The sequence below is a fragment of the Micromonospora sp. NPDC005298 genome (genome assembly GCF_040607375.1).
In the GTDB taxonomy this organism is placed as follows: Bacteria; Actinomycetota; Actinomycetes; order Mycobacteriales; family Micromonosporaceae; genus Micromonospora.
In genome coordinates this window covers 53,215-76,158 of record NZ_JBEXGP010000006.1, presented here as the reverse complement: position 1 = coordinate 76,158, position 22,944 = coordinate 53,215, and the positions used below count along the sequence as shown (strand labels likewise).

Here is a 22,944-nt window from a genome sequence, read left to right as displayed (position 1 = left end):
ACGATGCGGGGTCGAGTTTCCTCGTCGCGGCGGAGGTATCGGTAGATGGCAGGCCAGCACGAGGGTTTCGCCCTCGGCGTCGACCTCGGAACGTCCAACACGGTCGCGGTGCTGCGCTGGCCGGACGGGCGGACCCGTCCGCTGCTGATGGACGGTCAGCCGGTCAGCCCGTCCGCCGTGTACGCCGACCCGGACGGCACCCTGCACACCGGGTGGGACGCGCGACGGCTGGCGCTGGCCGACCCGGCCCGCTTCGAGGCGAACCCGAAGCGCCGCGTGGACGAGCCGTCCGTACCGCTCGGCGAGCGCTCGTACCCGCCGGCGGACCTGCTCGCGGCGGTGCTGGCGACTGTGGCGCGGGCCGCCGTGGACACCGTGGGTTTCCTGCCCCCGGCGGTGCTGACCTGCCCGGCGGCCTGGGACGAGACGCGCCGGCAGGTGCTCGCCGACGCGTTGCTGCGGGCGGGCTGGCCGCAGGCCGCCGAGCACACGCTCGCCGGGCCGACGCCGCCGGGCACCCGATTGCTGCGCGAGCCGGTGGCCGCGGCCCGCTACTACACGCAGGTGCTGCACCGACCGGTGCCGGTCGGCGGCGCGATCGCGGTGTTCGACTTCGGCGGCGGGACGCTCGACGTCGCGGTGCTGCGCAACGAGGGCGCCGACCCGTGGGGTGACTCGGGTTTCCGCGTGGTCGCCGACGGCGGGCTGCCCGACCTGGGTGGCCTGGACCTCGACGCCGCGCTGGTGCGGCGGGTGGGGGAGCTGGTCGGTGAGCGGCACGCCGCGCGGTGGGCCAGGCTGGTCCAGCCAGCGGACGCGGTGCAACGCCGCGACCAGGTCCGGCTGTGGGACGAGGTACGGGGTGCCAAGGAGACGCTGTCCCGTGCCGTGGTGGCGCCGGTCGCGGTGCCGGGGGTGCCCGACGCGGTGCAGCTGACCCGGGCCGACGTGGAACGCGTCGCCACCCCGCTGCTGCGCCGGGCGGTGGAGCGTGCCCGGGAGGTGATCGCCGCCGCCGGGTTGCGCCCGGACCAGCTCGCCGGGTTGTTCCTGGTCGGCGGTTCGTCCCGGATCCCGCTGGTGGCCCGGATGCTGCACAGCGAGCTGGGGGTGGCGCCGACGGTGCTGGACCAGCCGGAGCTGCCGGTGGCCGAGGGCGCGCTGACCGACCTTCCGCTGCGTCGGGCGCAGCCGGCGTACGCCGGGCCGCCCGGTGTCGCTGCGGCGGCCTCACCGCCCGGTGTCGCTGCGGCCGCCCCACCGCCCGGCGCCGCGCCCGCGATGTCACCGCCCGCTCCGGCGCCCGTACCCCCGCCGCCGTGGCCGGGTCCGCCCTCACCGGCGGTCGGCGGGTCGCGCTGGCGGCGGGCGCGTTGGATGGTGCCCGTGGCGGTGCTCGCCCTGGCCGGCGTGGTGACCGCGGCGACGCTGTACCTCACCCGGGACCGCTATCCGGACCTGGAGTTCGGGTCGCTGCGCGAGCTGTCCCGCCCGGAGGCCGGCAGCGAACGGCCGGCCGCCATGTGGACGGCGGTCCTCGGTGACCGGGCCTACCTCGGCTACCCGCTGCCCGATGACCGGCTGGAGGTGGTGGCCGTCGACGCGGGCACCGGCGACGAGCTGTGGCGCAGGGCTACCGACGTCACCGCCGGCGACTGGAAGGCGCTGATCGCGCTGCCCGGCGCGGTGGCCGTCCTCGGCGACGCCCCGGGCGACAGCACCGCCCGGCCGCTGGCCGTCCTCGACGGTCGGTCGGGCGCCCAGCGCTGGCAGCGGTCGGTCCGCGGCGACGACGACGTCTTCTTCTCCGACGACACGGCGGTGCTGGTGGACCGGGCCGCCAACCGGCTTGTCGGTCTGCGTCTGCGCGACGGCGACCAGGCGTGGACCACGCCCAGCCCCACCGACCAGTACGGCGGCGTCCGGACCGTCGTGCGGCCGGTCGGCACCGACGAGGCGGCCGGCGGCCCGGCGTTCCTCGACGGCACACCCCGCGACCCGTGGGCGGGCAAGGGGCGACGGCTCGTGCAGGTCGGCGCGGACCGCTCGGTGCGGCTGATCGACATGGCCTCCGGCGCCGTCGTGCGTCAGTGGGGCAGCGTCGCCGACCTCGACGACCTGGTGGTGGCACACGAGGACCGCCTGTACGTGGCCGCCAACGACGCCGGGTACCAGTTGCTGTCGTACGACCTGGGCTCCGACGCGGAGCCGGTGGTCCTCTTCCGGTCCGGGGACGACGAGTACCGCCCGAAGGAGCTGGTGGCCTGCGGCGAACGGCGGGCCTGTCTGGTGCAGGTGCCGGGCGGTCAGGCCGAGCGGACCGAGGTGGTGGCGGCCACCGAGGGTGAACGCGCGATCCGCTGGTCCGCGCCGGGGGTGACCAGCGTGATCCCGTTCGGCGAGCGGATCCTCGCCCAACGGGAGTACCCGAAGCCCACCGTCACCCTCTTCGACGCCGCCGGCAAGCCCGTGCTGCGCGATCGGGGTGGCGTGGCGGCCCGACTCGACGCCGGCAACCTGCTGGTGTTCGCCACGGCGCCCAGCACGGTCGCGGACAACCGGGTGCTGGCCGGCGTGTGGGCCGGGTCCGGCACGGTCGACGAGCTGGGCGAGCTCCAGGACGTCCGCAGTGCGTCGTGCTCGTGGAACACCCGGGTCATCGTCTGCGGCGCCGAGACGGACTTCGTGCTGTACCGCTTCGCGGACGAGTGACCGGGCGGGTCAGGCCCGGACGATCGTCGTGCCGTCGACCGTGATCGGGATCTCGGTGAGCCCTCGGGTCGCGGGACCGCCGAGGCGGGCGCCGTCACCGACCGCGAACGTGGAGTTGTGCGCGGGGCAGGTGATCACCCCGTCGGTGGGCGCGCCGACCCGTACGCCCTGGTGCGGGCAGGTCGCGTCGTACGCCTTGAACGTGCCGGCCTCCGGTTGGACGACCAGCACCCCGCCGGTCACCGTGCCTCCGCCCACCGGGACGTCTGCGGTACGGGCCAGCACGGTTCCCGCCGTGGCGGCCACCTGACCGGTCGGGCCGTCACCGGCGCCGCAGGCGCTGAGCAGACCGGCGGCGCCGACCGCGCCGGCCCCGGTGAGCAGGGCGCGCCGGCTCAGGCACCAGCGGTTGTCGCGGAGGAATTCCTGCCCGTCGTACACCCTCGTCACCTCTCTCGTCGCGGCCCGGACCGCCGTCGTCCGCTGGCTCGCCGGACCAGCCTGCCCCACCGGACTGGACGCGGGATGCGAGCGGGCTGGACGGCGGCTGGGTGCGCTCGGTGGGCGACGGTGCGGCCCGTACGATGCTCCGGTGATTCTTCGGGGTACGGTCCGCGCCGATCGTCCGCTGGTGGTGCTCGCCGTGGGGGAGGAGGCCCGCTACCTGCCGGCCGATCTGCCGGTGCTGCTCACCGGCATGGGCAAGGTCAACGCCGCCAGCGCGGTGTCGGCGGTGCTGGCCGCGGGGCCGCGCCCGAGCCTGCTGCTCAACCTGGGCACGGCCGGTGCGCTGCGGCCGGGGTGGGCGGGCATCCACGAGATCGCCACGGTGCTCCAGCACGACCTGGACACGACCCTGCTGCGCACGCTCACCGGCGAGACCTACGGGGCGCCGCTGGCGTTGGCCGCCGAGGGCGCGGTGCTGGCCACCGGTGACACGTTCGTGGCCGACGACGACGCGCGGGACCGGTTGGCGGAGCGGGCCGATCTGGTGGACATGGAGGGGTACGCGGTGGCGTGGGCCGCCGCGCAGGCCGGCGTGCCGTGCCGGCTGGTCAAGCAGGTCAGCGACGAGGCGGGCGACGGCGCGGCCCGGACCTGGAAGGAGTCGGTGGACGCCTGCGCGCGGGACCTCGCCGACTGGGCCGGTCGGCACCTCGCCTGACGGCCGGGGTCATCCGGCCGGCCGTCGCGGTCCGAGCCCTCGCCTGGTCTCCCGGCCGCCGCTCCTGGGGAGCAGGACGTGCCAGGCCAGGGCGAGGGCCACGATTCCGGTGACCAGCACCGGCGGCCAGCCGCCGGCCCAGGGCAGCAGCAGCAGGGGCAGCAGTTGCGACGCCACCCGCCCCCACGGCACGCGGCCGGACAGCAGATAGGTGAACAGGGCCCGGCCGAGCACGAACACCAGCGGTCCGCCGATGATCAACATCAGCCACCGTGCCGGGGTGGTCCCGGTCGGACGGTCGACGACCAGGTCGAAGGAGGCGGCCGTGACGAGCACGCCGACCAGCAGCACCAGATGGGTGTACGGAGCGATCCGGGTGGACCGGCCGGGCACCGACGCGGCCGCGGTCTCGAGCAGCTCGCCGGCCCGATAGACGTAGATCTGCCAGAGCAGCAGCATGATGGCGAACGCGCAGAGCAGGGCGGTGATCCTGAGGCGGTCGAATTCGCTGCGGCTGAGTTCCAGGGTGGGCACCAGGATGATGTCGCCGAGGGCCAGGATGACGAACTGCTGGTACCGCTCGCCGAGGTGCGCGGTGGTCCGGTCGTACTGGTTCAGGGGCACCCGGCCGAGCCACGGTGTGGGGTAGCGCGCCGCCGCGGAGACCAGATCGATCGCGATCGCGGTGATCCAGATCCACCACCGGTTGGCGTCGGTCACCGCGCCGATGATCCATAGGACGCCGGACACCAGGAACCAGAACAGGAACCGGGTGGCGCGCGCCATGGCCGAGCGGTGCTGCTGACGGTACAACGTGCCGACCAGGACGATGCCGCGCACCACGTGGGTGCCGACGTAGGCGAGGGCGAAGGCCGTGGCCTGCCCTCTGGTGACCATCGGCAGCGATGCCGCCATCCCCACCGACCCTGCCATGGCGACCATCAGGATGGCCTGGATGGGGCGCTGCTGGGGGTCGTAGAACTCGGTCGTGGTGGAGGTGACCGACCAGGTCCACCAGATCGCCGTCAGCATCAGCAACACGGCCGGGATGCGCGTCCAGGAGTCCTGGTCGGCGAGGAGCTTGGAGGTCTGCGCGAGCGCGGCCACGAAGACCACGTCGAAGAGCAGCTCCAGCAGCGTGGCCCGGGTCGACCCGTCCAGACGGCGGACCAACGCCGGGTTACCTCTGGTGGTCATGCCCGGCCTCCCGCCGTGTCCCTCGGAATTATCGGCGGCGTCGGTCGCGCCCGTCCGAGGATCGGCGAATCCCGCAGGTGTGCCGTGGGCGCGAGGTTGCCATGACACCGGCCACCGGGCGATGCTTGCTGCATCCACATATCTCGATCTCTGCGGAGGTTCGGATGCGCCGCTCCCCGCTCGTCGCCCTCGTCCTGACCGTCCTCGTGCTCGTCGCGCCCGGCGCGGCGCGGGCCGGCGTCCCCGACCGGTCCGCCGCCGCGCTGGCGGGGGTCCGCACGGCGGGCACCGCCTGGGGCCTCGACCCCGCCACCGGGCGGATGACCCTCACCGTCGACGACACGGTCGCCCCCGCCGACCTGGCGGCCCTGCGGGCGGTGGCCGACCGGGCCGGCGCGCTGCTGCGCCACGAGCCCGGAACGCTGCGGACCCTGATCGCCGCCGGTCAGGGCATCTACGGCGGCGGCGCCCGCTGTTCGCTCGGCGCGAACGTGCGCAGCGGCAGCACCTACTACGTGATCACCGCCGGGCACTGCACCGCCGCCGTCGGCACCTGGTACGCCGACAGCGCGCAGACCACCGTGCTCGGCACCCGCACCGCCACCAGCTTCCCGAACAACGACTACGGGCTGATCAGGTACACCGGCCGGATCGCCCATCCCAGCGCCGTCTACACCTACCCCGGACTGCTCACCGTCTACGGCGCCGGCAACGCGTACGTGGGGCAGGCGGTGTGCCGCAGCGGCGTCACGACCGGGGTGCGCTGCGGCACCGTCACCGGGCTCAACCAGACGGTCAACTACGCCGAGGGCGTGGTCTACCGCCTGATCCGTACCAACATCTGCGCCGAACCGGGTGACAGCGGCGGCCCGCTGTACGTGGCGTCCACCGGCACCATCATCGGCATCCTCTCCGGGGGCAGCGGCAACTGCACCTCTGGTGGCACCAGCTACTACCAGCCGATCACGGAGGTGCTCGCCGCGTACGGGCTGACCCTGCCCTGATCCCGGCGGGACGGCTTGCCGGCCGCGCGCGACAGGTCCTAGGCTCGGTGGCGCCCCGGCCCCCTGCCCGTGAGGACGTGCGCCCCCATGCCATCGGACCTTCGGCCCGACCGTCCGAGCGGCCCGGCGCCGGTCGAGGTGGCGGCGGTGGGGGAGACCATGGTGGTGCTCTGCCCGGCGCCCGGTGAGCCGCTCGAAGATGCCGCGCAGGTCGCCGTGTCGGTCGGGGGCGCGGAGTCCAACGTGGCCGGATACCTGGCCCGGCTCGGGCACCGGGTGACCTGGGTGAGTCGGGTCGGTGACGACCCGTTCGGCCGGGCCGTCGTCCGGCACGTCGCCGCCGCCGGCGTACGCGTGGACTCCGTACGGGTCGACCCGGCCGCCCCCACCGGCCTGTACGTGAAGGACCCCGGCCCGGCGGGTACCGCCGTGCACTACTACCGGGCCGGCTCGGCGGCCTCCCGGATGGACACCGGTGCGCTGGCCGACCCCGCGCTTGCCGGTGCCCGGGTGCTGCACCTGTCCGGGATCACCCCGGCGCTCTCGGCGACCTGCCGGGCGCTGGCCGAGCACGCGGTGAGCGACCGGCCGTTGCCGGGCGCGCTCGTCAGCTTCGACGTCAACCACCGGGCCCGGCTCTGGCCGGCCGAGCGGGCCGCGCCGGTGTTGCGTGACCTCGCCGACCGCAGTGACCTCGTCTTCGTCGGTCAGGACGAGGCGTACACCCTGTGGGGTACCGCCGACCCGGCGGCGGTACGCCGGCTGCTGCCCGGCCCGCACACGGTGGTGGTCAAGGACGGCGCGGTGGGCGCCACCGCGCTGTACCGTGACGCCGAGCCGGTCTTCGTGCCGGCGCCCCGGGTGACGGTGGTGGAGCCGGTCGGGGCCGGGGACGCGTTCGCCGGCGGCTACCTGGCCGGGCTGCTGCGTGACCTCGACCCGGCGCGGCGGCTGCGCCTCGGTCATCTCGTCGCCGCGCAGGCGTTGGGCAGCATCGGCGACAACGCGGCGCTGCCATCGTGGTCGTGGTTCGAGCGCCTGCTCGACGCCCCCGACGACGCGTGGTCACCACTGGACCTGACCTCGGATGGAGTGGACCATGACGACGACGGACTTTGACGAGATCTTCGGCGGCGCAAGGGTGATGGCGATCCTGCGCGGCCTGCCGGTGGCCGAGACCGTCCGGCTCGCCGTACGCGCCTGGGACCTCGGCATCGACGTGGTGGAGGTCCCGGTGGCGACGCCCGACGCGGTGCCGGCGCTGCGGGCCGCCGTCGAGGCCGGCGCCGAACGCGGCCGGATCGTCGGGGCCGGCACCGTGCTCGACGGCGAGCAGGTCGCGGCGGCGGCCGACGCGGGCGCCGCGTTCACCGTCGCGCCCGGTCTCGACCTCGCCGTCGCCGACGCCGCCGCCGCGCGCGGCCTGCCCCACCTTCCCGGCGTGGCCACGCCGACCGAGGCGCAGCAGGCGTTGCGGCACGGCCTCACGTGGCTCAAGGCGTTCCCGGCGATCTCCCTCGGGCCGGCCTGGTTCCGGGCGGTCGCCGGCCCCCTGCCGCAGTTGCGCTTCGTCGCCACCGGCGGCCTCGACGCGGGCAACGCCGCCGCGTTCCTCGACGCGGGCGTGCGGGTGGCGGCCGTGGGCTCGGCCCTGTCCGACCCCAGCCAGCTCGACGCGCTGGCCAAGCTGGCAAACCACCCGCGCTGAGCCGCCGACCGCGCCGTTCCGGCCGGCGGCGGTCAGGTGCGGTCAGCCGGTGGTCGCCGGCCGGTCGAGGAAGAGCAGCCGGGCGCGCTTCTCCGGCAGGTCGATCAGGGGTCCGGGCCGGAACCCGGCGCGCAGGAACCGGTTGATGGCGCGGTCGTTGCGGGCGTCCGGTTCCATCACGACCCGCAGCCGACCCGGGTCGGTGAGGACGAAGTCGAGGATCGCGCCGAACAGCGCGCCGGTGAATCCGCGCTCCACCGTCACCGGCGGCCCGACGAGCAGGTGGACGCCGATGTCGCCGGGGCGTACGTCGTAGCACTCGCCGACCGGGTCGGCCTCGGGCTGGTAGGTCTGCGCCAGCGCGACCGGCACGCCGTCGCGGTGCACCAGGTACGCGTGGTGGGTGTCCAGCGAGTCGAGGTACGCGTAGATCTCGTGTACCCGCTCGCGGCTGGCGTCGCGCATCCCCCAGAAGCGGGCCCGCTCCTGGGTGACCCAGTCGTGCAGCAGGTCCACGTCCTCGTGCGGGCGCACCGGGCGGATGGTGACCACCCCGAAGCCGCTGATGTCGCGCCGGTGGTGGTGGCGGTCAGTGTCCATCGGTCTCCTCGACGAGGTGGTCCCAGTTCGTGGTCACCGGCAGCAGCTCGCCGGCCAGCCAGGCGGCGCTCTGGTCGTCGTGGTGCGGGTCGCCGGGCACCCCGCACGCGCCCAGCGGGACCACCCAGCGGCTGTCCTCGCGCCGCGCCAGGTCCCAGACGAACCGGGCCGCCGGGCCTCGCAGGCAACGGTGGGTGACCCCGGGCACGCTCGATGTGGACAGTACGCAGTCGTGGTCGCCGTCGAGCCGGGGACCCGGTCCGGCGTCCGGGTCGGGCAGCGCCCGCCAGGGCGCCAGCCGGTGCAGATCACCCCAGAGCGTGGATCCGTCCGCCGTGCCGGACACCTCCGCGAGGGCCGCGCCGACAAGCGCGGCCATGTCCACGCCGGGCAGCCGGGTGCCGTCGAGCAGGTGCTCCAGCGCGAACCCGACCCGCGGCGTCAGCGCCAGCCAGGGCGCGAACACCGCCGGGTACGCGGGCGGCTCGGCCAGCGCCGCGAGGGCCGGGTGGGCGGCGATCCGGCGTACGACGGCGGCCCGCAGCGTGGCGAAGTCGGCGGCTTCGGCGCTGTCGGCGGTCATCCGGCGGTCCCAGCGCAGCAGCCGGTCGCGCAGCGCGGCGGCGTCCGGATCGAGCCCGGTCAGGTCGGCGAGCACCGTGAGCAGCGGCCCGGCCGAGGCCAGGTACGTGTCGGTGTGCACGGCGGCCATCCGCTGGGCCGTCCAGTCCCGGTCGGCGGCGAGCAGCTCGGCGATCCGGCGCGCGCGGTGCGGCGCGGCGAACTCGACGCCGAGCGGTGCGGCCAACCCGCGTTCGTTGGCCATCACCGCCTGCCCGCTGACCTCGGCGCGGGGCATCGGCGCGTGCCAGCCCCGCCAGGCGTGCCGCGCCTCCCAGGCGGGGACGATCCGCCGGCCGTTGTCCGGGTGTCGGACCGGCACCGCTCCCGCAACCCGGTGCAGCAGTCCACCGGCGGTGTCCGCCGCCTGCACCACGTTGACCGGCTCGACCCAGTGCCGCAGCGCCCGGTCCACATCGGTCACCGTGCGGGCGCGCAGCAGCTCCGGCAACGCGGCGAAGCCCAGCTCGGCGCGGACCCGGGGCGGGTAGCGCAGGCTCAGCGCGGTCGGCTCGTCCGGTCCGCCGGCGATCACCGGACCCCGGTCGGTCTCCAGCACCTCGACCTCGACCGGCGACGCCCCGGCCACCTCGACCGTCTCGACGTGCCGGTACGCCGGCCGCCAGCCGTCCGGGCCGAGCGCCCACACCCCGGGGCCGTCGCGGCGCAGCCGCTCGGCGTACACGTCCTGGTAGTCGGCCATCGCGTTGGTGATCGCCCAGGCCACCGCGCCGGTGTGGCCGAAGTGGGCGATGCCCGGCACGCCCGGCACCGCCAGCCCCACCACGTCGTACTCCGGGCAGGCCAACCGGATCTGCTGGTAGACGCCGGGGTTCTCGATGAACCGGTGCGGGTCGCCGGCGAGCAGCGCCGCGCCGGTGCCGGTGCGCCCGGCGTCCAGCAGCCACCCGTTGCTCCCGGCGACGGACGGCCCGTCGGTGGCGAACGCGTCGACCGCGTCCGGCCCGAGCTGCCGTGCCACGTGGGCGCGCCAGAGTTTGCTCGGGAACCCGGCGAACAGGATGTGGTGGCCCAGCCAGACCGCGAGCGGCGTCCACGGCTCCCACCGGCCCGGGGCGAGCCCGGTGGCGGCGAACTCCGGTGCCCGGGCGGCCCCGGCGGTCAGGCCGGCGTTCACCCCGGCCACGTACGCGCCCACCCACTCGGCGGTCGCCGCGTCGAGGGCGGCGTGGCAGCGCCGGGCGGTGTCGTCGAGGCGTACCTGCCGTGCGAACCGGTCCCAGGCGAACGCGTCGGCGCCGAGGAAGGCCGCGCTGGTGCCCCGGGCCCGGTGCCGTTCCACCTCGATCTGCCACGCCCGGTCGTACGCGGTCACCCGGCCCTGCTCGGCTGCCAGCGCCAGTGGGTCGTCGGCGCGCAGGTGCGGCACGCCCCACGGGTCGCGGAACCGGCGCGCGCTCACGCCGGCTCGGTGGCGCGGCGGCGGGCGGCCGGGACGACGAGCGGTGTGCCGGTCTCCGGGTCGTCGATCACCCGGCAGGGCAGCCCGAACACCTCGTGGACCAGGTCCGCGGTGACCACCGTCGCCGGGTCGCCGGCGGCGACCACCCGACCGTCGCGCATGGCGATGAGGTGGGTGGCGTAGCGGGCCGCGTGGTTGAGGTCGTGCAGCACCGCGACCAGGGTGCGGCCCTGCTCCTCGTGCAGCCGGGCGCAGAGGTCCAGGATCTCGATCTGGTGGGCGATGTCCAGGTACGTGGTGGGCTCGTCGAGCAGCAGCAGCGGGGTCTGCTGGGCCAGCGCCATGGCCAGCCACACCCGCTGCCGCTGCCCACCGGACAGCTCGTCGACCAGCCGGTCGGCGAGGTCGTCGACCCCGGTGGCGGCCATCGACTCCTGGACCACCCGCTCGTCCTCGCGGGACCACTGCCGCAGCAGACCCTGGTGGGGGTAGCGGCCCCGGGCGACCAGCTCGGCGACGCTGATGCCGTCCGGCGCGATCGACGACTGCGGCAGCAGGCCGAGGGTGCGGGCCACGCTGCGGGCGGACCGGTCGTGGATGTCCCGCCCGTCCAGCAGCACCGCGCCGGCGCTCGGGCGCAGCATCCGCGACAGCGCGCGCAGCAGTGTCGACTTGCCGCACGCGTTCGGGCCGATGATCACCGTGAACGACTGGTCCGGAACGGCCACGGTCAGGTTCTCGGCGATGACGCGCCGGTCGTAGGCGAGCGTCAGCGCGGTGCCGCCGAGCCGGGTGCTGCCGGGGTGCATGGGTGCTCCTTCGAGGGGGTCGCGGGTGGTCACAGCCGACCCGCCCGGCGTTCGACGGCCAGCAGCCAGACCAGGTAGCCGCCGCCGATCACTCCGGTCACCACGCCGACCGGGAGTTGGTGCCCGGCGAACGCGCGCTGGGCCAGCAGGTCGGCGCCGACCAGCAGCGCCGCGCCGACCGCCATCGACGGCAGCAGGTTGGGGCCGGGCGCTCGGGTGAGCCGTCTGGCGACGTGCGGCGCGACGAGCGCCACGAACGACACCGGCCCGGCGGCGGCCGCCGCGAACGACACCAGCAGCACCGCCGAGGCGAGCAGCACCAGGCGCAGCCGGCGTACCGGCACACCGAGGGCGCTCGCGGTGTCGTCACCCAGCTCCATCATCCGTAGTGCCGGGGCGCAGCCGAACAGGACCAGCGGCGCCAGCACGGCCGTGACGGCGAGCAGCGGGCCGGCGTTGGCCCATCCGCGCCCGTCCAGGCTGCCGGTGAGCCAGAGCACCGCGCGGGCGGCGTCCATCAGCGGCGCCCGGGTCAGCAGGTACCCGTTGACGCCGGTGAGGATCGCGGCCACGCCGATGCCGACCAGGATGAGCCGGTAGCCGTGCACGCCGCGCCGCCAGGCGAGCGCGTAGATCACCAGGCCGGTGGCGAGCCCACCGACGACCGCCGCGCCGGCGAGGGCCAGGCTGCCGCCGCCGAGGACGACCACCACCAGCGCGCCTGTCGACGCGCCCTGGGTGAAGCCGAGGATGTCGGGGCTGCCCAGCGGGTTGCGGACCAGCGACTGGAAGATCGTGCCGGCCAGCGCCAGGGCCGCGCCGACCAGCAGGGCGGTGACCAGTCGGGGCAGCCGCAGCTCGGTCACGATGAACTGCTCCGCCGGGGTGCCGCCGCCGGTCAGGGTGCGCAGCACGTCGGCCGGGCCCATCGGGTAGTCGCCGCTGCCGACGGCGACCAGGCCGAGCCCGGCAGCGAGCAGGGCGGCGCCGGCGCCGACGGCCAGCGCGCGGGGGCGGAACCGCACCGAGAGACCGCCGGGGGTACGGAGAACGCTCACGGGTGCGCCACCCGCGATCGGCTGACCAGCCAGAGGAAGAGCGGGCCGCCGAGCACGGCGGTCACCATGCCGACCTGTAGCTCACCCGGGCGGCCCAGCACCCGGCCGAGCACATCGGCGCCGAGCAGCAGCACCGGCGCGAGGACCGCGCAGTAGGGCAGCAGCCAGCGCAGGTCGGGGCCGGTCAGCGCGCGTACGAGGTGCGGCACCAGCAGGCCGACGAACACGATCGGGCCGCAGGCGGCGGTCGCCGCGCCGCAGAGCAGGGTGACCGCGACGATCACGGCGGCGCGGATCAGCGCCGGCCGGGCACCCAGGGCACGGGCCGTATCGTCGCCGAGCGCGAGGGCGTTCAGCGGGCGCGCGGCGGCCAGGGCCACCAGCAGCCCGACCAGGATGAAGGGCGCGACTCGTGTCACCGTCGCCGCGTCCGCGCTGGCCAGCGAGCCGACGGTCCAGAACCGCAGCCGGTCCAGCGAGGCGGTGTCGAGCAGCATCACCGCGCTCACGTACGAGTAGAGGGTGGCGTTCAGCGCCGCCCCGGCCAGTGCCAGGCGGGCGGGGGTGGCGCCGCGTCCGCCGCCCACCGCGTAGACGAGCGCGGTGACCACGGCCGCGCCGAGCAGCGCGAACCAGACGTACCCGCCGATGGCCGTGACGCCCAGGAAGGCGGCGGCGGTGGCGACGGCGGCGGACGCGCCGGCGTTGATGCCGAGCAGCCCGGGGTCGGCCAGGGGGTTGCGGGTGAGGGCCTGCATGATCGCGCCGGCCACGCCGAGGGCGGTGCCGGCGAGGAGCCCGAGCAGGGTACGCGGCAGGCGCATCCGGTGTACGACGGCGTACTCGGTGGCGTCGCGGTGCAGGAGACCGGACCAGACGTCGGCGAGCGGCAGCGACTTCGCGCCGACGGCGATGCTGAGCAGCAGGATCACGCCGAGCAGTGCCACGGCGCCGAGGAGCCCGGCGGCGCGGGCCGCCCGGCGCCGCACCGGGGGAGGGGCCGTGGACCGTGGCGGCACCGGTGGCGCCGCTCTGGTGACGGTGGGTGTGGCGTCCAGTGTGGGCTCCGGAGTTGTGGCGACACGTCGGTACCGCTGTTGACAATGACCGAGGTTAGGCTAACCTAACCGCGCTGTCCTGGTCGACCCCGACCCTCCCTTGATCGAAAGACGACACCATGCCCGATGCGCTCTCCTCCCGTCGCCTCTCTCGTCGTGGCCTGCTGGCCGCCGGTGGCGCCGCCACGCTTGCCGCCCTCCTCGCCGGCTGCGGCAAGGACGATGCCGCCAAGGCCCCCGCCAACACCGGGGGCGGCCCCTGGTCGTTCACCGACGACCGCGGTAAGAAGATCGAGGCGGCGGCCCGCCCGAGCCGGGTGGTGGCGTTCACCGGGGTGGCGGCCGCTCTGGTCGATTTCGGTCTCGACAAGCAGCTCGTCGGCGTGTTCGGCGAGACCAAGCGCACCGACGGCACCGTCGACCCGCAGGCGGGCGACCTGAACGTCGAGGCCGTGGAGATCATCGGCAACGTGTGGGGCGAGTTCAGCCTGGAGAAGTACGCGGCGCTGCGTCCCGAGCTGCTGGTCACCCACATGTACGACCCGGACGCCCTCTGGTACGTGCCGGACGAGAGCAAGGACAAGATCCTTCCGCTCGCGCCCAGCGTCGCGGTCACCACCGCCCGGGTGCCGATGACCAAGCCCATCGAGCGGTACGCCGCGCTCGCCGAGTCACTCGGCGCCGACCTCTCGGCGAAGAAGGTCACCGACGCGAAGACCCGCTTCGACGCCGCCGCCGAGGCGGTCCGGCAGGCGGTCAAGGCCAACCCCGGCATCAAGGTGATGGCCTGCTCCGGCAGCCCCGACCTGTTCTACGTCTCCAACCCCAAGGTCAGCACCGACCTCATGTACTTCGCCGAGCTGGGCGTCGACATCGTCATTCCGACCAAGCTCGAGGCCGGCGACTACTTCGAGGCGCTGAGCTGGGAGAACACCGGCAAGTTCCCGGCCGACCTGATCCTGCTGGACAACCGCAGCACCGCCCTGCAGCCCAAGGACCTCGCCGCCAAGCCGACCTGGCAGCAACTGCCGGCGGTCAAGGCCAACCAGGTGACCCCGTGGGACGCGGTGCCCCGCTTCTCGTACGCCGGCGCCGCGCCGTTGCTGGAGAACCTCGCCACCGCCATCCGGAACGCGAAGAAGCTCAGCTGACGCCCGGAGCGACTCCGCCGCCGGCCCACCGGCGACGCGGAGTCGCTCCGCTGGCCGCCTGGGGGGCGGTCCCCATCGCAAGGCAGCACGACCCCCGGCGTGACCACGCGCCGGGGGTGGGTCCCGGCTGCCCATCGTCGAGAACGTGGAGGACATCCGTGACCGTGCCGACGTACCCCGTCGAGACCACCGCGCCGCCGACAGCGCCGGCGGCCGCGCGGGCACAGTTGCTGCACCAGGGCTCCGTCGAGCAGTACCGGCAGGCGATCGCCGCCGGCGTCGACCGGGTCGCCCGCCGGGTGACCGACGTGGACCGGCCCGGCACCGGTGTCACGCCCGCCGAACTGGCGCCGCTTGTCGACGGCGTGGACCTGGACCGGCCGCTGGGTGACGCCGGAGCCGCGTTGGACGAGCTGGAGGACGTCTACCTGCGCGACGCCGTCTGGTTCCACCATCCCCGCTACCTCGCCCACCTCAACTGCCCGGTGGTCATCCCGGCGCTGCTCGGCGAGGCCGTGCTCAGCGCCGTGAACTCGTCGCTCGACACCTGGGACCAGAGCGCCGGAGCCACCCTCATCGAACGGCGCCTGATCGACTGGACGGCCCGGCGGATCGGCCTCGGCCCGCACGCCGACGGGGTGTTCACCAGCGGGGGCAGCCAGTCCAACCTCCAGGCGCTGCTCCTGGCCCGGGAGGAGGCGTGCGTCGACGCGCTCGGCCCGGCGGCCCGCGCCGAGCTGCTGCCCCGGCTGCGGGTGCTCACCTCGGCGGCCGGTCACTTCAGCGTGCAGAAGTCCGCCAAGCTGCTCGGACTCTCCCCGGACGCGGTGATCGCCGTCCCCACCGACGCCGCTCGGCGGATCCGCCCGTGCGCGGTCCGCGACGAGATCGCCAGGTGCCGGCAGTCCGGACTGGTGGTGATGGCCGTCGTCGGCACCGCCGGCACCACCGACTTCGGCTCCATCGACCCGCTCGCCGAGCTGGCCGGGATCTGCGCGGCGGCGGGCGTGTGGCTGCACGTGGACGCCGCGTACGGCTGCGGTCTGCTCGTCTCGCCGACGCGCCGGCACCTGCTCGACGGCATCGAGCGGGCCGACTCGGTGACCGTCGACTACCACAAGTCGTTCTTCCAGCCGGTCAGCTCCAGCGCCCTGCTGGTCCGCGACCGGCGGGTGCTGCGGCACGCCACCTACCACGCCGACTACCTCAACCCGGCGCGGATGGTGGAGCAGCGCATCCCCAACCAGGTCGACAAGAGCCTGCAGACCACCCGCCGCTTCGACGCGTTGAAGCTGTGGCTGACGCTGCGGGTGATGGGCCCGGACGCGCTCGGCGCGCTCTTCGACGAGGTGGTCGACCGGGCCGCCGACGCGTGGCGGCTGGTCGACGAGGACCCCCGCTTCGAGGTGGTCACCCGCTCGCAGCTGAGCACCGTGGTCTTCCGCTACCTGCCCACCGGGCCGGGCCGGGAGCTGGCCGACGCCGCCAACCTGCACGCCCGCGAGGCCCTGGCGGCGTCCGGCCTCGCCGTGGTCGCCGGTACGCGGGTGGACGGCCGGCACTTTCTCAAGTTCACCCTGCTCAACCCGGCCACCACCGTCGACGACGTCGGCCACGTGCTGGACCTGATCGCGACCCACGCCGGCCGGTACGTGCACGACCACGCCACCGCCGACCTGATCTGCCCCGTCGGCTGACGCCGGTGACCCCGAACCCGCGCCTGGAGACTCCGATGTCCACCCACGACTTCATCGCCATCGGGCTCGGCCCGTACAACCTGGGTCTGGCCTGTCTCACGGCGCCGATCGACGAGCTGGACGGCGTGTTCCTGGAGGCCCGCCCGAGCCTGGCCTGGCACCCCGGCATGCTGCTGGAGTCGGCCCGGTTGCAGACCCCGTTCATAGCCGACCTGGTCAGCCTCGCCGACCCGACCTCGCCGTACTCCTTCCTCAACTACCTCAAGGAGAACGGCCGGCTCTACCCGTTCTACATCCGGGAGAGCTTCTACCCGCTGCGCAGCGAGTACGACGCGTACTGCCGGTGGGCGGCGGCGAAACTGCCGAACCTGCGCTTCGGTCAGACCGTCACCACAGTGGAGTTCGACGCCGCCGACGACAGGTACGTGGTGCGTGCCGCCACCGGCGCGGGGGAGAGCGTCGAGTACCGGGCCCGGCACCTGGTGCTCGGCACCGGCACCCCGCCGCACCTGCCCGACGCCGTCGCCGGCCTGCCCGGCGACGCCGTGCACAACTCGCGCTACCTGGAGAACCGGGACGCCCTGCGCACCAAGCGGAGCATCACCGTGGTCGGCAGCGGGCAGAGCGCCGCGGAGATCTACCAGGACCTGCTCGGCGACATCGACAGGTACGGCTACCAGCTCAACTGGGTGACCCGTTCGCCCCGGTTCTTCCCCCTCGAATACACCAAGCTGACGCTGGAGATGACCTCACCGGACTACGTGGACTACTTCCACGCGCTGCCCGAGGGGACCCGCTACCGGCTGGAGGCCGAGCAGAAGGGCCTGTTCAAGGGGATCAACGCCGACCTCATCAACGACATCTTCGACCAGCTCTACGCGCACAGCGTCAACGGGCCGGTGAACACCCGACTGCTCACCAACACCGAGCTGGTCGGCGCCGAGCACCGCGACGGCGCGTACGCGCTGCGGCTGCGGCAGGTGGAGCAGGAACGCGACTTCGCCCTGCGGACCGAGGGTCTCGTCCTCGCCACCGGCTACCGCTACCAGGTGCCGTCCTTCCTCGACCCGGTGTCCGACCGGATCCGTTGGGACTCCCACGGCCGGTTCGACGTGGCCCGCAACTACAGCGTCGACCACACCGGGCGGGGGATCTTCCTACAGAACGCGGGCACCCACACGCACAGCATCACCTCGCCCGACCTGGGCATGGGCGCCTACCGCAACTCGTGGATCATCCGTGAGCTGCTCGGCCGGGAGCACTACCCGATCGAGAAGAGCATCACCTTCCAGGAGTTCGGGGTGCCGTCGTGACAGGCGTCTTCAGCCGCGTCGACGACCGGCTCGGCGAGTTCGCGCTGCGTACCCTCGACCCGGACGCCGACGCCGCGCTGCTGCACGGCTGGGTGACCCACCCGAAGGCGTCGTTCTGGCTCATGCGGGACGCCGACGAGGCCGAGGTGGCCGAGGAGTACCGGCGGATCGCCGCGCACCCGCACCACGACGCGTACCTCGGCCTGTGGCGGGGCCGGCCGGCCTTCCTCGCCGAGCGTTACGACCCGGCGTACGTCGAGCTGGTTGGCCGGTACGACCACCAGCCCGGCGACGTGGGCATGCACTTCCTCTGCGCGCCGGTCGACGCTCCGGTGCACGGCTTCACCCGGGCGGTGCTCGCCACCGTCATGGCGTGGCTCTTCGCCGACCCCGCCACGGCGCGGGTGGTGGTCGAGCCGGACGTGCGCAACACCGCCGTGCACGCGGTGAACGCCGCCGTCGGCTTCGAGGTCGTCGGCCCGATCGCGAAACCCGAGAAGGACGCCCTGCTCAGCGTCTGCACCCGCGCCCAGTTCCACGCTGCCCTCACCAACCTCGAAGGAGCCCAGGCGTGACCGCCACCGCCGTCCCGACCCCCGCCGTCGCCGACCCGGTCGGGCATCTCACCCCACGGCGCTGGGCCCGGGCGAACCGGCTGCTGGTGCGCAAGGCGCTCGCCGAGTTCACCCACGAACGTCTGCTCAGCCCGGAGCCCGTGCCGGGCGACGACGACCGGCAGTGGTACGAGGTCCGCAGCGACGACGGCACGGTCACCTACCGGTTCGCGGCCCGGGTGCTGGCCCTGGCGCACTGGCAGATCGACGCGGACAGCATCACCCGGCACCGCGACGGAGTGTCGCTGCCGCCGGACGCGGTGGACCTGATCGTCGAGCTGCGCGGCGCCCTCGGGCTCTCCGCACGGGTGCTGCCGGTCTACCTGGAGGAGATCACCTCCACGCTCGCCGGCACCGCGTACAAGCTGGCGCGTTCCGGGCCGAGCGCCGCCGAGCTGGCCGGGGCGGACTTCCAGACCATCGAGACGTCGATGACCGAGGGGCATCCGTGCTTCGTGGCCAACAACGGCCGGCTCGGCTTCGGCGTCGACGAGTACCACCGCTACGCCCCGGAGGCCGCCGAGGCGGTCCGGCTGGAGTGGCTTGCCGCGCACCGGGACCACTCCACCTTCAGCAGCGCCGCCGACCTCGGCTACGACACCCTCATCGAGAGTGAACTGGACGCGCCGACCCGGGCCCGGTTCGCGGCCACGATGGCCGGTCTCGGCCTGGACCTCGCCGACTACCACCTGATCCCGGCGCACCCGTGGCAGTGGTGGAACAAGCTGGCGGTCACCTTCGCTGGTGAGCTGGCCGAGCGTCGGCTGGTGCACCTCGGCCCCGGGCCGGACGCGTACCTCGCGCAGCAGTCCATCCGCACCTTCTTCAACGTCACCGCGCCGCGCCGGCACTACGTCAAGACCGCGCTGTCGGTGCTGAACATGGGCTTTATGCGTGGACTGTCCGCCGCGTACATGGCGGCCACCCCGGCCATCAACGACTGGCTGGCCGACCTGATCGCCGGGGACGAGGTGCTGGCCGGCACCGGGCTGACCGTGATCCGGGAGCGGGCGGCGGTCGGCTACCGGCACCGGCAGTACGAGGCGGCCACCGAGCGCACCTCCCCGTACCGCAAGATGTTGGCCGCCCTGTGGCGGGAGAGCCCGGTGCCCGACCTGGCGCCGGGGCAGCGGCTGTCCACGATGGCCGCGCTGCTGCACGTGGACGACGACGGCGGTTCCCTGGCGGCGGCCCTGATCGACCGCTCGGGGCTGCCCGCCGACAGGTGGCTGCGCCGCTACCTGGACGCGTACCTGACCCCGCTGCTGCACAGCTTCTACGCCCACGACCTGGCCTTCATGCCGCACGGCGAGAACGTCATCCTGGTCCTCGACGAGCGGGACACCGTCGTACGGGTGATCTTCAAGGACATCGCCGAGGAGATCGCGGTGATGAGCGCCGACGTCGAGCTGCCGGAGGCGGTGGAGCGGGGCCGGGTCGACGTGCCCGACGACACGAAGCTGCTGAGCATCTTCACCGACGTGGTGGACTGCTTCCTGCGGCACCTCAGCGCGGTGCTGGTCGAGGCCGGCGCACTCGCCGAGGACGACTTCTGGCGGACGGTGGCGGCCTGCGCGGCCGACTACTTCGAGCGGGTCCCGCACCTGGCCGAGAGGGTCCGGCACTACGACCTGTTCGCGCCGGAGTTCACGCTGTCCTGCCTGAACCGGCTCCAGCTGCGCGACAACCAGCAGATGGTCGACCTGGCGGACCCGTCGGCCGCGCTCCAGTTCGTCGGCACCCTGACCAATCCGCTGGCCGCCCACGCCCCGACCGCCCGGTGACAGGGCCGGCGGCAGCGGGTGCAATGGGGGTATGGGTTTCCTCCGTACCGCGAGTCTGTTCGCCGCCACCCTGACCACCGGCCTGACCGCCGGACTGTTCGCCGCGTTCGCCTACGCGGTGATGCCCGGTCTCGGTCGCACGGACGACCGGACACTGGTGCTCGCCATGCGGCGGATCAACGAGTCCATCCTCAACGGATGGTTCGCGCTCTGCTTCGGCGGCGCGCTGGCGTTCACCCTGCTGGCGGCGGCGCTGCACCTGGGTGCCGGGCGTCGGGCGGTGCTGCCGTGGATCGTGGCCGGGCTGGTGTCGTACCTGGTGGTCCTCGGTGTCACCGCGATCGTCAACGTGCCGCTGAACAACGCGCTGGCCCGGGCCGGCGACGCCGACCCGGCGGCGATGCGGGCGCGTTTCGAACGGCCGTGGGTGCGCGGCAACGTCGTGCGCGCCGTCGCCTCGACGGGGGCGTTCGGGCTGCTCGCGTGGGCTCTGGTCGAGGTCGGCCGACTGCCCCGCTGAGTCCGGGGTGTTATCGATAACATCACCTACAGAAAATCACTACCTTGAATGCCTCGGGTCTCTCGCCGTAACATGCCGGACACGATGTGAACGCTAACGTCCGCATCGCACCGTCCCGCCGAGCCCGCCTCGCCCGGCTGTGCTGCCCGTGGAGGTCCCATGTCCCCCCTGCCCATCAGTCGGCGTCGCGTGCTGCAGGCCGCCGGTGCCACCGCAGTCGTGTCCGCCACCGGCGCGACAGTCATCGGCGCGTCCGCCGCGTCCGCCGCCGTGGTCCCGCCCGCCCGTACGGACATCGGCGTCTCGGCGTACCCCTTCGACCCGGGTCAGGTGCGGCTCACCGCCGGCCGTTGGCTGGACAACCAGAGCCGCACCCTCACCTACCTGCGTTTCGTCGACGTCGACCGTCTGCTCTACAACTTCCGGGCCAACCACCGGCTGTCCACCAACGGCGCCGCCACCAACGGAGGCTGGGACGCGCCGAACTTCCCGTTCCGGACCCACATCCAGGGGCACTTCCTGAGCGCCTGGGCGTACGGATACGCGGTGCTGGGCGACACCACCTGCCGGGACAAGGCGAACTACATGGTGGCCGAGCTGGCCAAGTGCCAGGCCAACAACTCGGCCGCCGGGTTCGGCACCGGCTACCTCTCCGGCTTCCCTGAGTCCGACTTCACCGCCCTCGAGGCGCGGACGCTGTCCAACGGCAACGTGCCCTACTACTGCGTCCACAAGACCCTCGCCGGACTGCTCGACGTCTGGCGTTACACCGGCAGCACGCAGGCCCGCGACGTGCTCCTGCGGCTCGCCGGCTGGGTGGACACCCGTACGGCCCGCCTCAGCTCCAGCCAGATGCAGTCCATGCTCGGCACCGAGTTCGGTGGCATGAACGACGTGCTGACCGACATCTACCAGCAGACCGGAGACGCCCGGTGGCTCGCCACCGCGCAGCGGTTCGACCACGCCGCCGTGTTCAACCCCCTGGCGGCCAACCAGGACCAGCTCTCCGGCCTGCACGCCAACACCCAGGTGCCCAAGTGGATCGGCGCCGCCCGGGAGTTCAAGGCCACCGGGACCACCCGCTACCGGGACATCGCCAGCAATGCGTGGAACATCACCGTCGGCGCGCACACCTACGTCATCGGCGGCAACAGCCAGGCCGAGCACTTCCGCGCGCCGAACGCCATCGCCGGATACCTCAGCAACGACACCTGCGAGCAGTGCAACACCTACAACATGCTCAAGCTGACCCGGGAGCTGTGGCTGCTCGACCCGAACCGGACCGACTACTTCGACTTCTACGAGCGCGCGCTGATCAACCACCTGATCGGCGGCCAGAACCCGGCCGACAGCCACGGTCACATCACCTACTTCACCCCGCTGCGCCCGGGTGGCCGCCGGGGCGTGGGTCCGGCCTGGGGCGGGGGCACCTGGAGCACCGACTACAACTCGTTCTGGTGCTGCCAGGGCACCGGCCTGGAGATCAACACGAGGTTGATGGACTCCATCTACTTCCGCAACGGCACGACGCTGACCGTGAACCTGTTCGCGCCGTCGGTGCTGACCTGGTCGGAGCGCGGCATCACGGTCACGCAGAGCACCAGCTACCCGGTCGGCGACACCAGCACCCTCACCCTGTCCGGCACGATGAGCGGCTCCTGGAGCATCCGGGTCCGCATCCCGGCGTGGACGAGCGGCGCGACGGTGAGCGTCAACGGTGTCGCGCAGGCCGTCGCCACCACCCCGGGCAGCTACGCCACGATCACCCGGACCTGGGCGTCCGGCGACACCATCACGGTGCGCCTGCCGATGCGGGTCGTCACGCAGCCCGCCAACGACAACCCCGGCGTCGCCGCCGTCACGTACGGCCCGACGGTGCTGTGCGGCAACTACGGCAACACGTCGCTGAGCGCGCTGCCGTCGCTGAACGTCTCGTCGATCGCCCGCGCCAGCACCAGCGCGCTGGCGTTCACCGCGACGGCGAACGGCGCCACGGTCAACCTCGCGCCGTTCTACGACGCCCACGGCTACAACTACACCGTCTACTGGAGTGTCAGCGGCAGCAGCGGCGGCGCCAGTCACCGACTGGTGAACGTGGGCACCGGCCTGGTGCTCGGTGTCCAGAACATGTCCACCGCCGACGGCGGGCTGGCCGTGCAGTGGGGTGACAGTGGCACCGCCGACCACAACTGGGTGGTGGTGACCGACGGCGCGGCGGTCAGGTTCCGCAACGTCAACAGCGGGAAGGTCCTCGGGGTGGAGAACATGTCGACAGCCGACAACGCCCGCGTCCTGCAGTGGGCCGACAACGGCACCGCCGACCACCGGTGGACACTCGTGGACAACGGCGACGGCACCTACCGGATCCGCAACGTCAACAGCGGCAAGCTGCTCGGCATCCTGAACGGCTCGACCGCGTGGGGCGCGCAGGCAGTGCAGGATTCGGACAACGGCAGCGCGGACAACCGGTGGCGGCTCGTGGCCAACGTTTAGGCCGGGCGCGACCTGGC

Annotated in this window: 19 protein-coding genes; 12 read left to right on the top strand and 7 right to left on the bottom strand. The window is 73.5% G+C overall.

The window, feature by feature from the left end; translation table 11 throughout:
• Positions 1–45: 45 nt before the first annotated feature.
• Positions 46–2,712, top strand: coding sequence for an Hsp70 family protein (locus ABZS77_RS13550; RefSeq protein WP_354822138.1), 2,667 nt, complete (start codon positions 46–48; stop codon positions 2,710–2,712).
• Between the two features lie 9 nt (positions 2,713–2,721).
• Here ABZS77_RS13550 and ABZS77_RS13545 read toward each other — a convergent pair whose 3' ends face one another.
• Positions 2,722–3,153 carry a Rieske (2Fe-2S) protein gene (locus ABZS77_RS13545; RefSeq protein ID WP_354822135.1) on the bottom strand — a complete coding sequence of 144 codons (432 nt, stop codon included), beginning with the start codon at positions 3,151–3,153 and terminating at the stop codon, positions 2,722–2,724.
• A gap of 151 nt (positions 3,154–3,304) precedes the next feature.
• Here ABZS77_RS13545 and ABZS77_RS13540 point away from each other — a divergent pair, with 151 nt between their 5' ends.
• Positions 3,305–3,877 carry a nucleosidase gene (locus ABZS77_RS13540; RefSeq protein WP_354822132.1) on the top strand — a complete coding sequence of 191 codons (573 nt, stop codon included), beginning with the start codon at positions 3,305–3,307 and terminating at the stop codon, positions 3,875–3,877.
• 9 nt (positions 3,878–3,886) lie between these two features.
• Here ABZS77_RS13540 and ABZS77_RS13535 read toward each other — a convergent pair whose 3' ends face one another.
• Complete coding sequence (locus tag ABZS77_RS13535; protein WP_354822129.1) at positions 3,887–5,074, bottom strand: low temperature requirement protein A; 1,188 nt, start codon at positions 5,072–5,074, stop codon at positions 3,887–3,889.
• A gap of 164 nt (positions 5,075–5,238) precedes the next feature.
• Here ABZS77_RS13535 and ABZS77_RS13530 point away from each other — a divergent pair, with 164 nt between their 5' ends.
• The 3 genes from ABZS77_RS13530 (at position 5,239) to ABZS77_RS13520 (ending at position 7,786) form a co-directional block, all read left to right on the top strand.
• Positions 5,239–6,078, top strand: a complete 840-nt coding sequence (locus ABZS77_RS13530; protein WP_354822126.1) for a S1 family peptidase — start codon at positions 5,239–5,241, stop codon at positions 6,076–6,078.
• A gap of 87 nt (positions 6,079–6,165) precedes the next feature.
• Complete coding sequence (locus ABZS77_RS13525) at positions 6,166–7,197, top strand: sugar kinase (RefSeq protein WP_354822123.1); 1,032 nt, start codon at positions 6,166–6,168, stop codon at positions 7,195–7,197.
• Positions 7,178–7,786 carry a bifunctional 4-hydroxy-2-oxoglutarate aldolase/2-dehydro-3-deoxy-phosphogluconate aldolase gene (locus ABZS77_RS13520; RefSeq protein WP_354822120.1) on the top strand — a complete coding sequence of 203 codons (609 nt, stop codon included), beginning with the start codon at positions 7,178–7,180 and terminating at the stop codon, positions 7,784–7,786. Before ABZS77_RS13525 ends, ABZS77_RS13520 begins: the two co-directional genes overlap by 20 nt.
• Positions 7,787–7,828: 42 nt before the next feature.
• Here ABZS77_RS13520 and ABZS77_RS13515 read toward each other — a convergent pair whose 3' ends face one another.
• The 5 genes from ABZS77_RS13515 to ABZS77_RS13495 are packed head-to-tail and all read right to left on the bottom strand — an operon-like array spanning position 7,829 to position 13,244.
• The gene (locus tag ABZS77_RS13515; RefSeq protein WP_354822117.1) at positions 7,829–8,386 is read right to left on the bottom strand and encodes a GNAT family N-acetyltransferase; all 558 of its coding nucleotides are present in this window, start codon (positions 8,384–8,386) and stop codon (positions 7,829–7,831) included.
• A complete protein-coding gene (locus ABZS77_RS13510; RefSeq protein ID WP_354822114.1) occupies positions 8,376–10,430 on the bottom strand; it encodes a penicillin acylase family protein in 2,055 nt (684 codons plus the stop codon). The genes ABZS77_RS13515 and ABZS77_RS13510 overlap by 11 nt, the downstream gene beginning before the upstream one ends.
• Positions 10,427–11,239 carry an ABC transporter ATP-binding protein gene (locus ABZS77_RS13505; RefSeq protein WP_354822111.1) on the bottom strand — a complete coding sequence of 271 codons (813 nt, stop codon included), beginning with the start codon at positions 11,237–11,239 and terminating at the stop codon, positions 10,427–10,429. Before ABZS77_RS13505 ends, ABZS77_RS13510 begins: the two co-directional genes overlap by 4 nt.
• A 29-nt stretch (positions 11,240–11,268) precedes the next feature.
• A complete protein-coding gene (locus tag ABZS77_RS13500) occupies positions 11,269–12,297 on the bottom strand; it encodes an iron chelate uptake ABC transporter family permease subunit (RefSeq protein ID WP_354822108.1) in 1,029 nt (342 codons plus the stop codon).
• The gene (locus tag ABZS77_RS13495) at positions 12,294–13,244 is read right to left on the bottom strand and encodes an iron chelate uptake ABC transporter family permease subunit (RefSeq protein WP_354822446.1); all 951 of its coding nucleotides are present in this window, start codon (positions 13,242–13,244) and stop codon (positions 12,294–12,296) included. Before ABZS77_RS13495 ends, ABZS77_RS13500 begins: the two co-directional genes overlap by 4 nt.
• 230 nt (positions 13,245–13,474) lie before the next feature.
• On the opposite strand from ABZS77_RS13495, the gene ABZS77_RS13490 reads away from it, so the two are divergent.
• From ABZS77_RS13490 to ABZS77_RS13460, 7 genes are all read left to right on the top strand, one after another.
• Positions 13,475–14,506 (top strand): ABC transporter substrate-binding protein, encoded by a 1,032-nt coding sequence (locus ABZS77_RS13490; protein WP_354822105.1) that lies wholly within the window; start codon positions 13,475–13,477, stop codon positions 14,504–14,506.
• A 158-nt stretch (positions 14,507–14,664) separates the two neighbouring features.
• Entirely contained in the window at positions 14,665–16,203 is a 1,539-nt protein-coding gene (locus tag ABZS77_RS13485) for an aspartate aminotransferase family protein (protein WP_354822102.1), read from the top strand.
• Positions 16,204–16,238: 35 nt separating this feature from the next.
• Positions 16,239–17,516 (top strand): lysine N(6)-hydroxylase/L-ornithine N(5)-oxygenase family protein, encoded by a 1,278-nt coding sequence (locus tag ABZS77_RS13480; RefSeq protein ID WP_354822099.1) that lies wholly within the window; start codon positions 16,239–16,241, stop codon positions 17,514–17,516.
• The gene (locus tag ABZS77_RS13475) at positions 17,513–18,091 is read left to right on the top strand and encodes a GNAT family N-acetyltransferase (protein ID WP_354822096.1); all 579 of its coding nucleotides are present in this window, start codon (positions 17,513–17,515) and stop codon (positions 18,089–18,091) included. The genes ABZS77_RS13480 and ABZS77_RS13475 overlap by 4 nt, the downstream gene beginning before the upstream one ends.
• A complete protein-coding gene (locus tag ABZS77_RS13470; RefSeq protein WP_354822093.1) occupies positions 18,088–19,914 on the top strand; it encodes an IucA/IucC family siderophore biosynthesis protein in 1,827 nt (608 codons plus the stop codon). Before ABZS77_RS13475 ends, ABZS77_RS13470 begins: the two co-directional genes overlap by 4 nt.
• Before the next feature lie 31 nt (positions 19,915–19,945).
• Entirely contained in the window at positions 19,946–20,434 is a 489-nt protein-coding gene (locus ABZS77_RS13465; protein ID WP_354822090.1) for an anthrone oxygenase family protein, read from the top strand.
• Positions 20,435–20,593: 159 nt separating this feature from the next.
• Positions 20,594–22,927: a beta-L-arabinofuranosidase domain-containing protein gene (locus ABZS77_RS13460; protein WP_354822087.1), complete on the top strand. Its 2,334-nt coding sequence runs from the start codon at positions 20,594–20,596 to the stop codon at positions 22,925–22,927.
• The last annotated feature ends 17 nt before the right edge of the window (positions 22,928–22,944 follow it).

What these genes read in the sequence shown, in the direction of transcription:
- ABZS77_RS13490 (WP_354822105.1), top strand. Translation starts at nt 13,475, where the DNA reads ATGCCCGATGCGCTCTCCTCCCGTCGCCTCTCTCGTCGTGGCCTGCTG.
- ABZS77_RS13535 (WP_354822129.1), bottom strand. Translation starts at nt 5,074, where the DNA reads ATGACCACCAGAGGTAACCCGGCGTTGGTCCGCCGTCTGGACGGGTCG.
- ABZS77_RS13515 (WP_354822117.1), bottom strand. Translation starts at nt 8,386, where the DNA reads ATGGACACTGACCGCCACCACCACCGGCGCGACATCAGCGGCTTCGGG.
- ABZS77_RS13520 (WP_354822120.1), top strand. Translation starts at nt 7,178, where the DNA reads ATGACGACGACGGACTTTGACGAGATCTTCGGCGGCGCAAGGGTGATG.
- ABZS77_RS13550 (WP_354822138.1), top strand. Translation starts at nt 46, where the DNA reads ATGGCAGGCCAGCACGAGGGTTTCGCCCTCGGCGTCGACCTCGGAACG.
- ABZS77_RS13525 (WP_354822123.1), top strand. Translation starts at nt 6,166, where the DNA reads ATGCCATCGGACCTTCGGCCCGACCGTCCGAGCGGCCCGGCGCCGGTC.
- ABZS77_RS13505 (WP_354822111.1), bottom strand. Translation starts at nt 11,239, where the DNA reads ATGCACCCCGGCAGCACCCGGCTCGGCGGCACCGCGCTGACGCTCGCC.
- ABZS77_RS13460 (WP_354822087.1), top strand. Translation starts at nt 20,594, where the DNA reads ATGTCCCCCCTGCCCATCAGTCGGCGTCGCGTGCTGCAGGCCGCCGGT.
- ABZS77_RS13530 (WP_354822126.1), top strand. Translation starts at nt 5,239, where the DNA reads ATGCGCCGCTCCCCGCTCGTCGCCCTCGTCCTGACCGTCCTCGTGCTC.
- ABZS77_RS13480 (WP_354822099.1), top strand. Translation starts at nt 16,239, where the DNA reads ATGTCCACCCACGACTTCATCGCCATCGGGCTCGGCCCGTACAACCTG.
- ABZS77_RS13465 (WP_354822090.1), top strand. Translation starts at nt 19,946, where the DNA reads ATGGGTTTCCTCCGTACCGCGAGTCTGTTCGCCGCCACCCTGACCACC.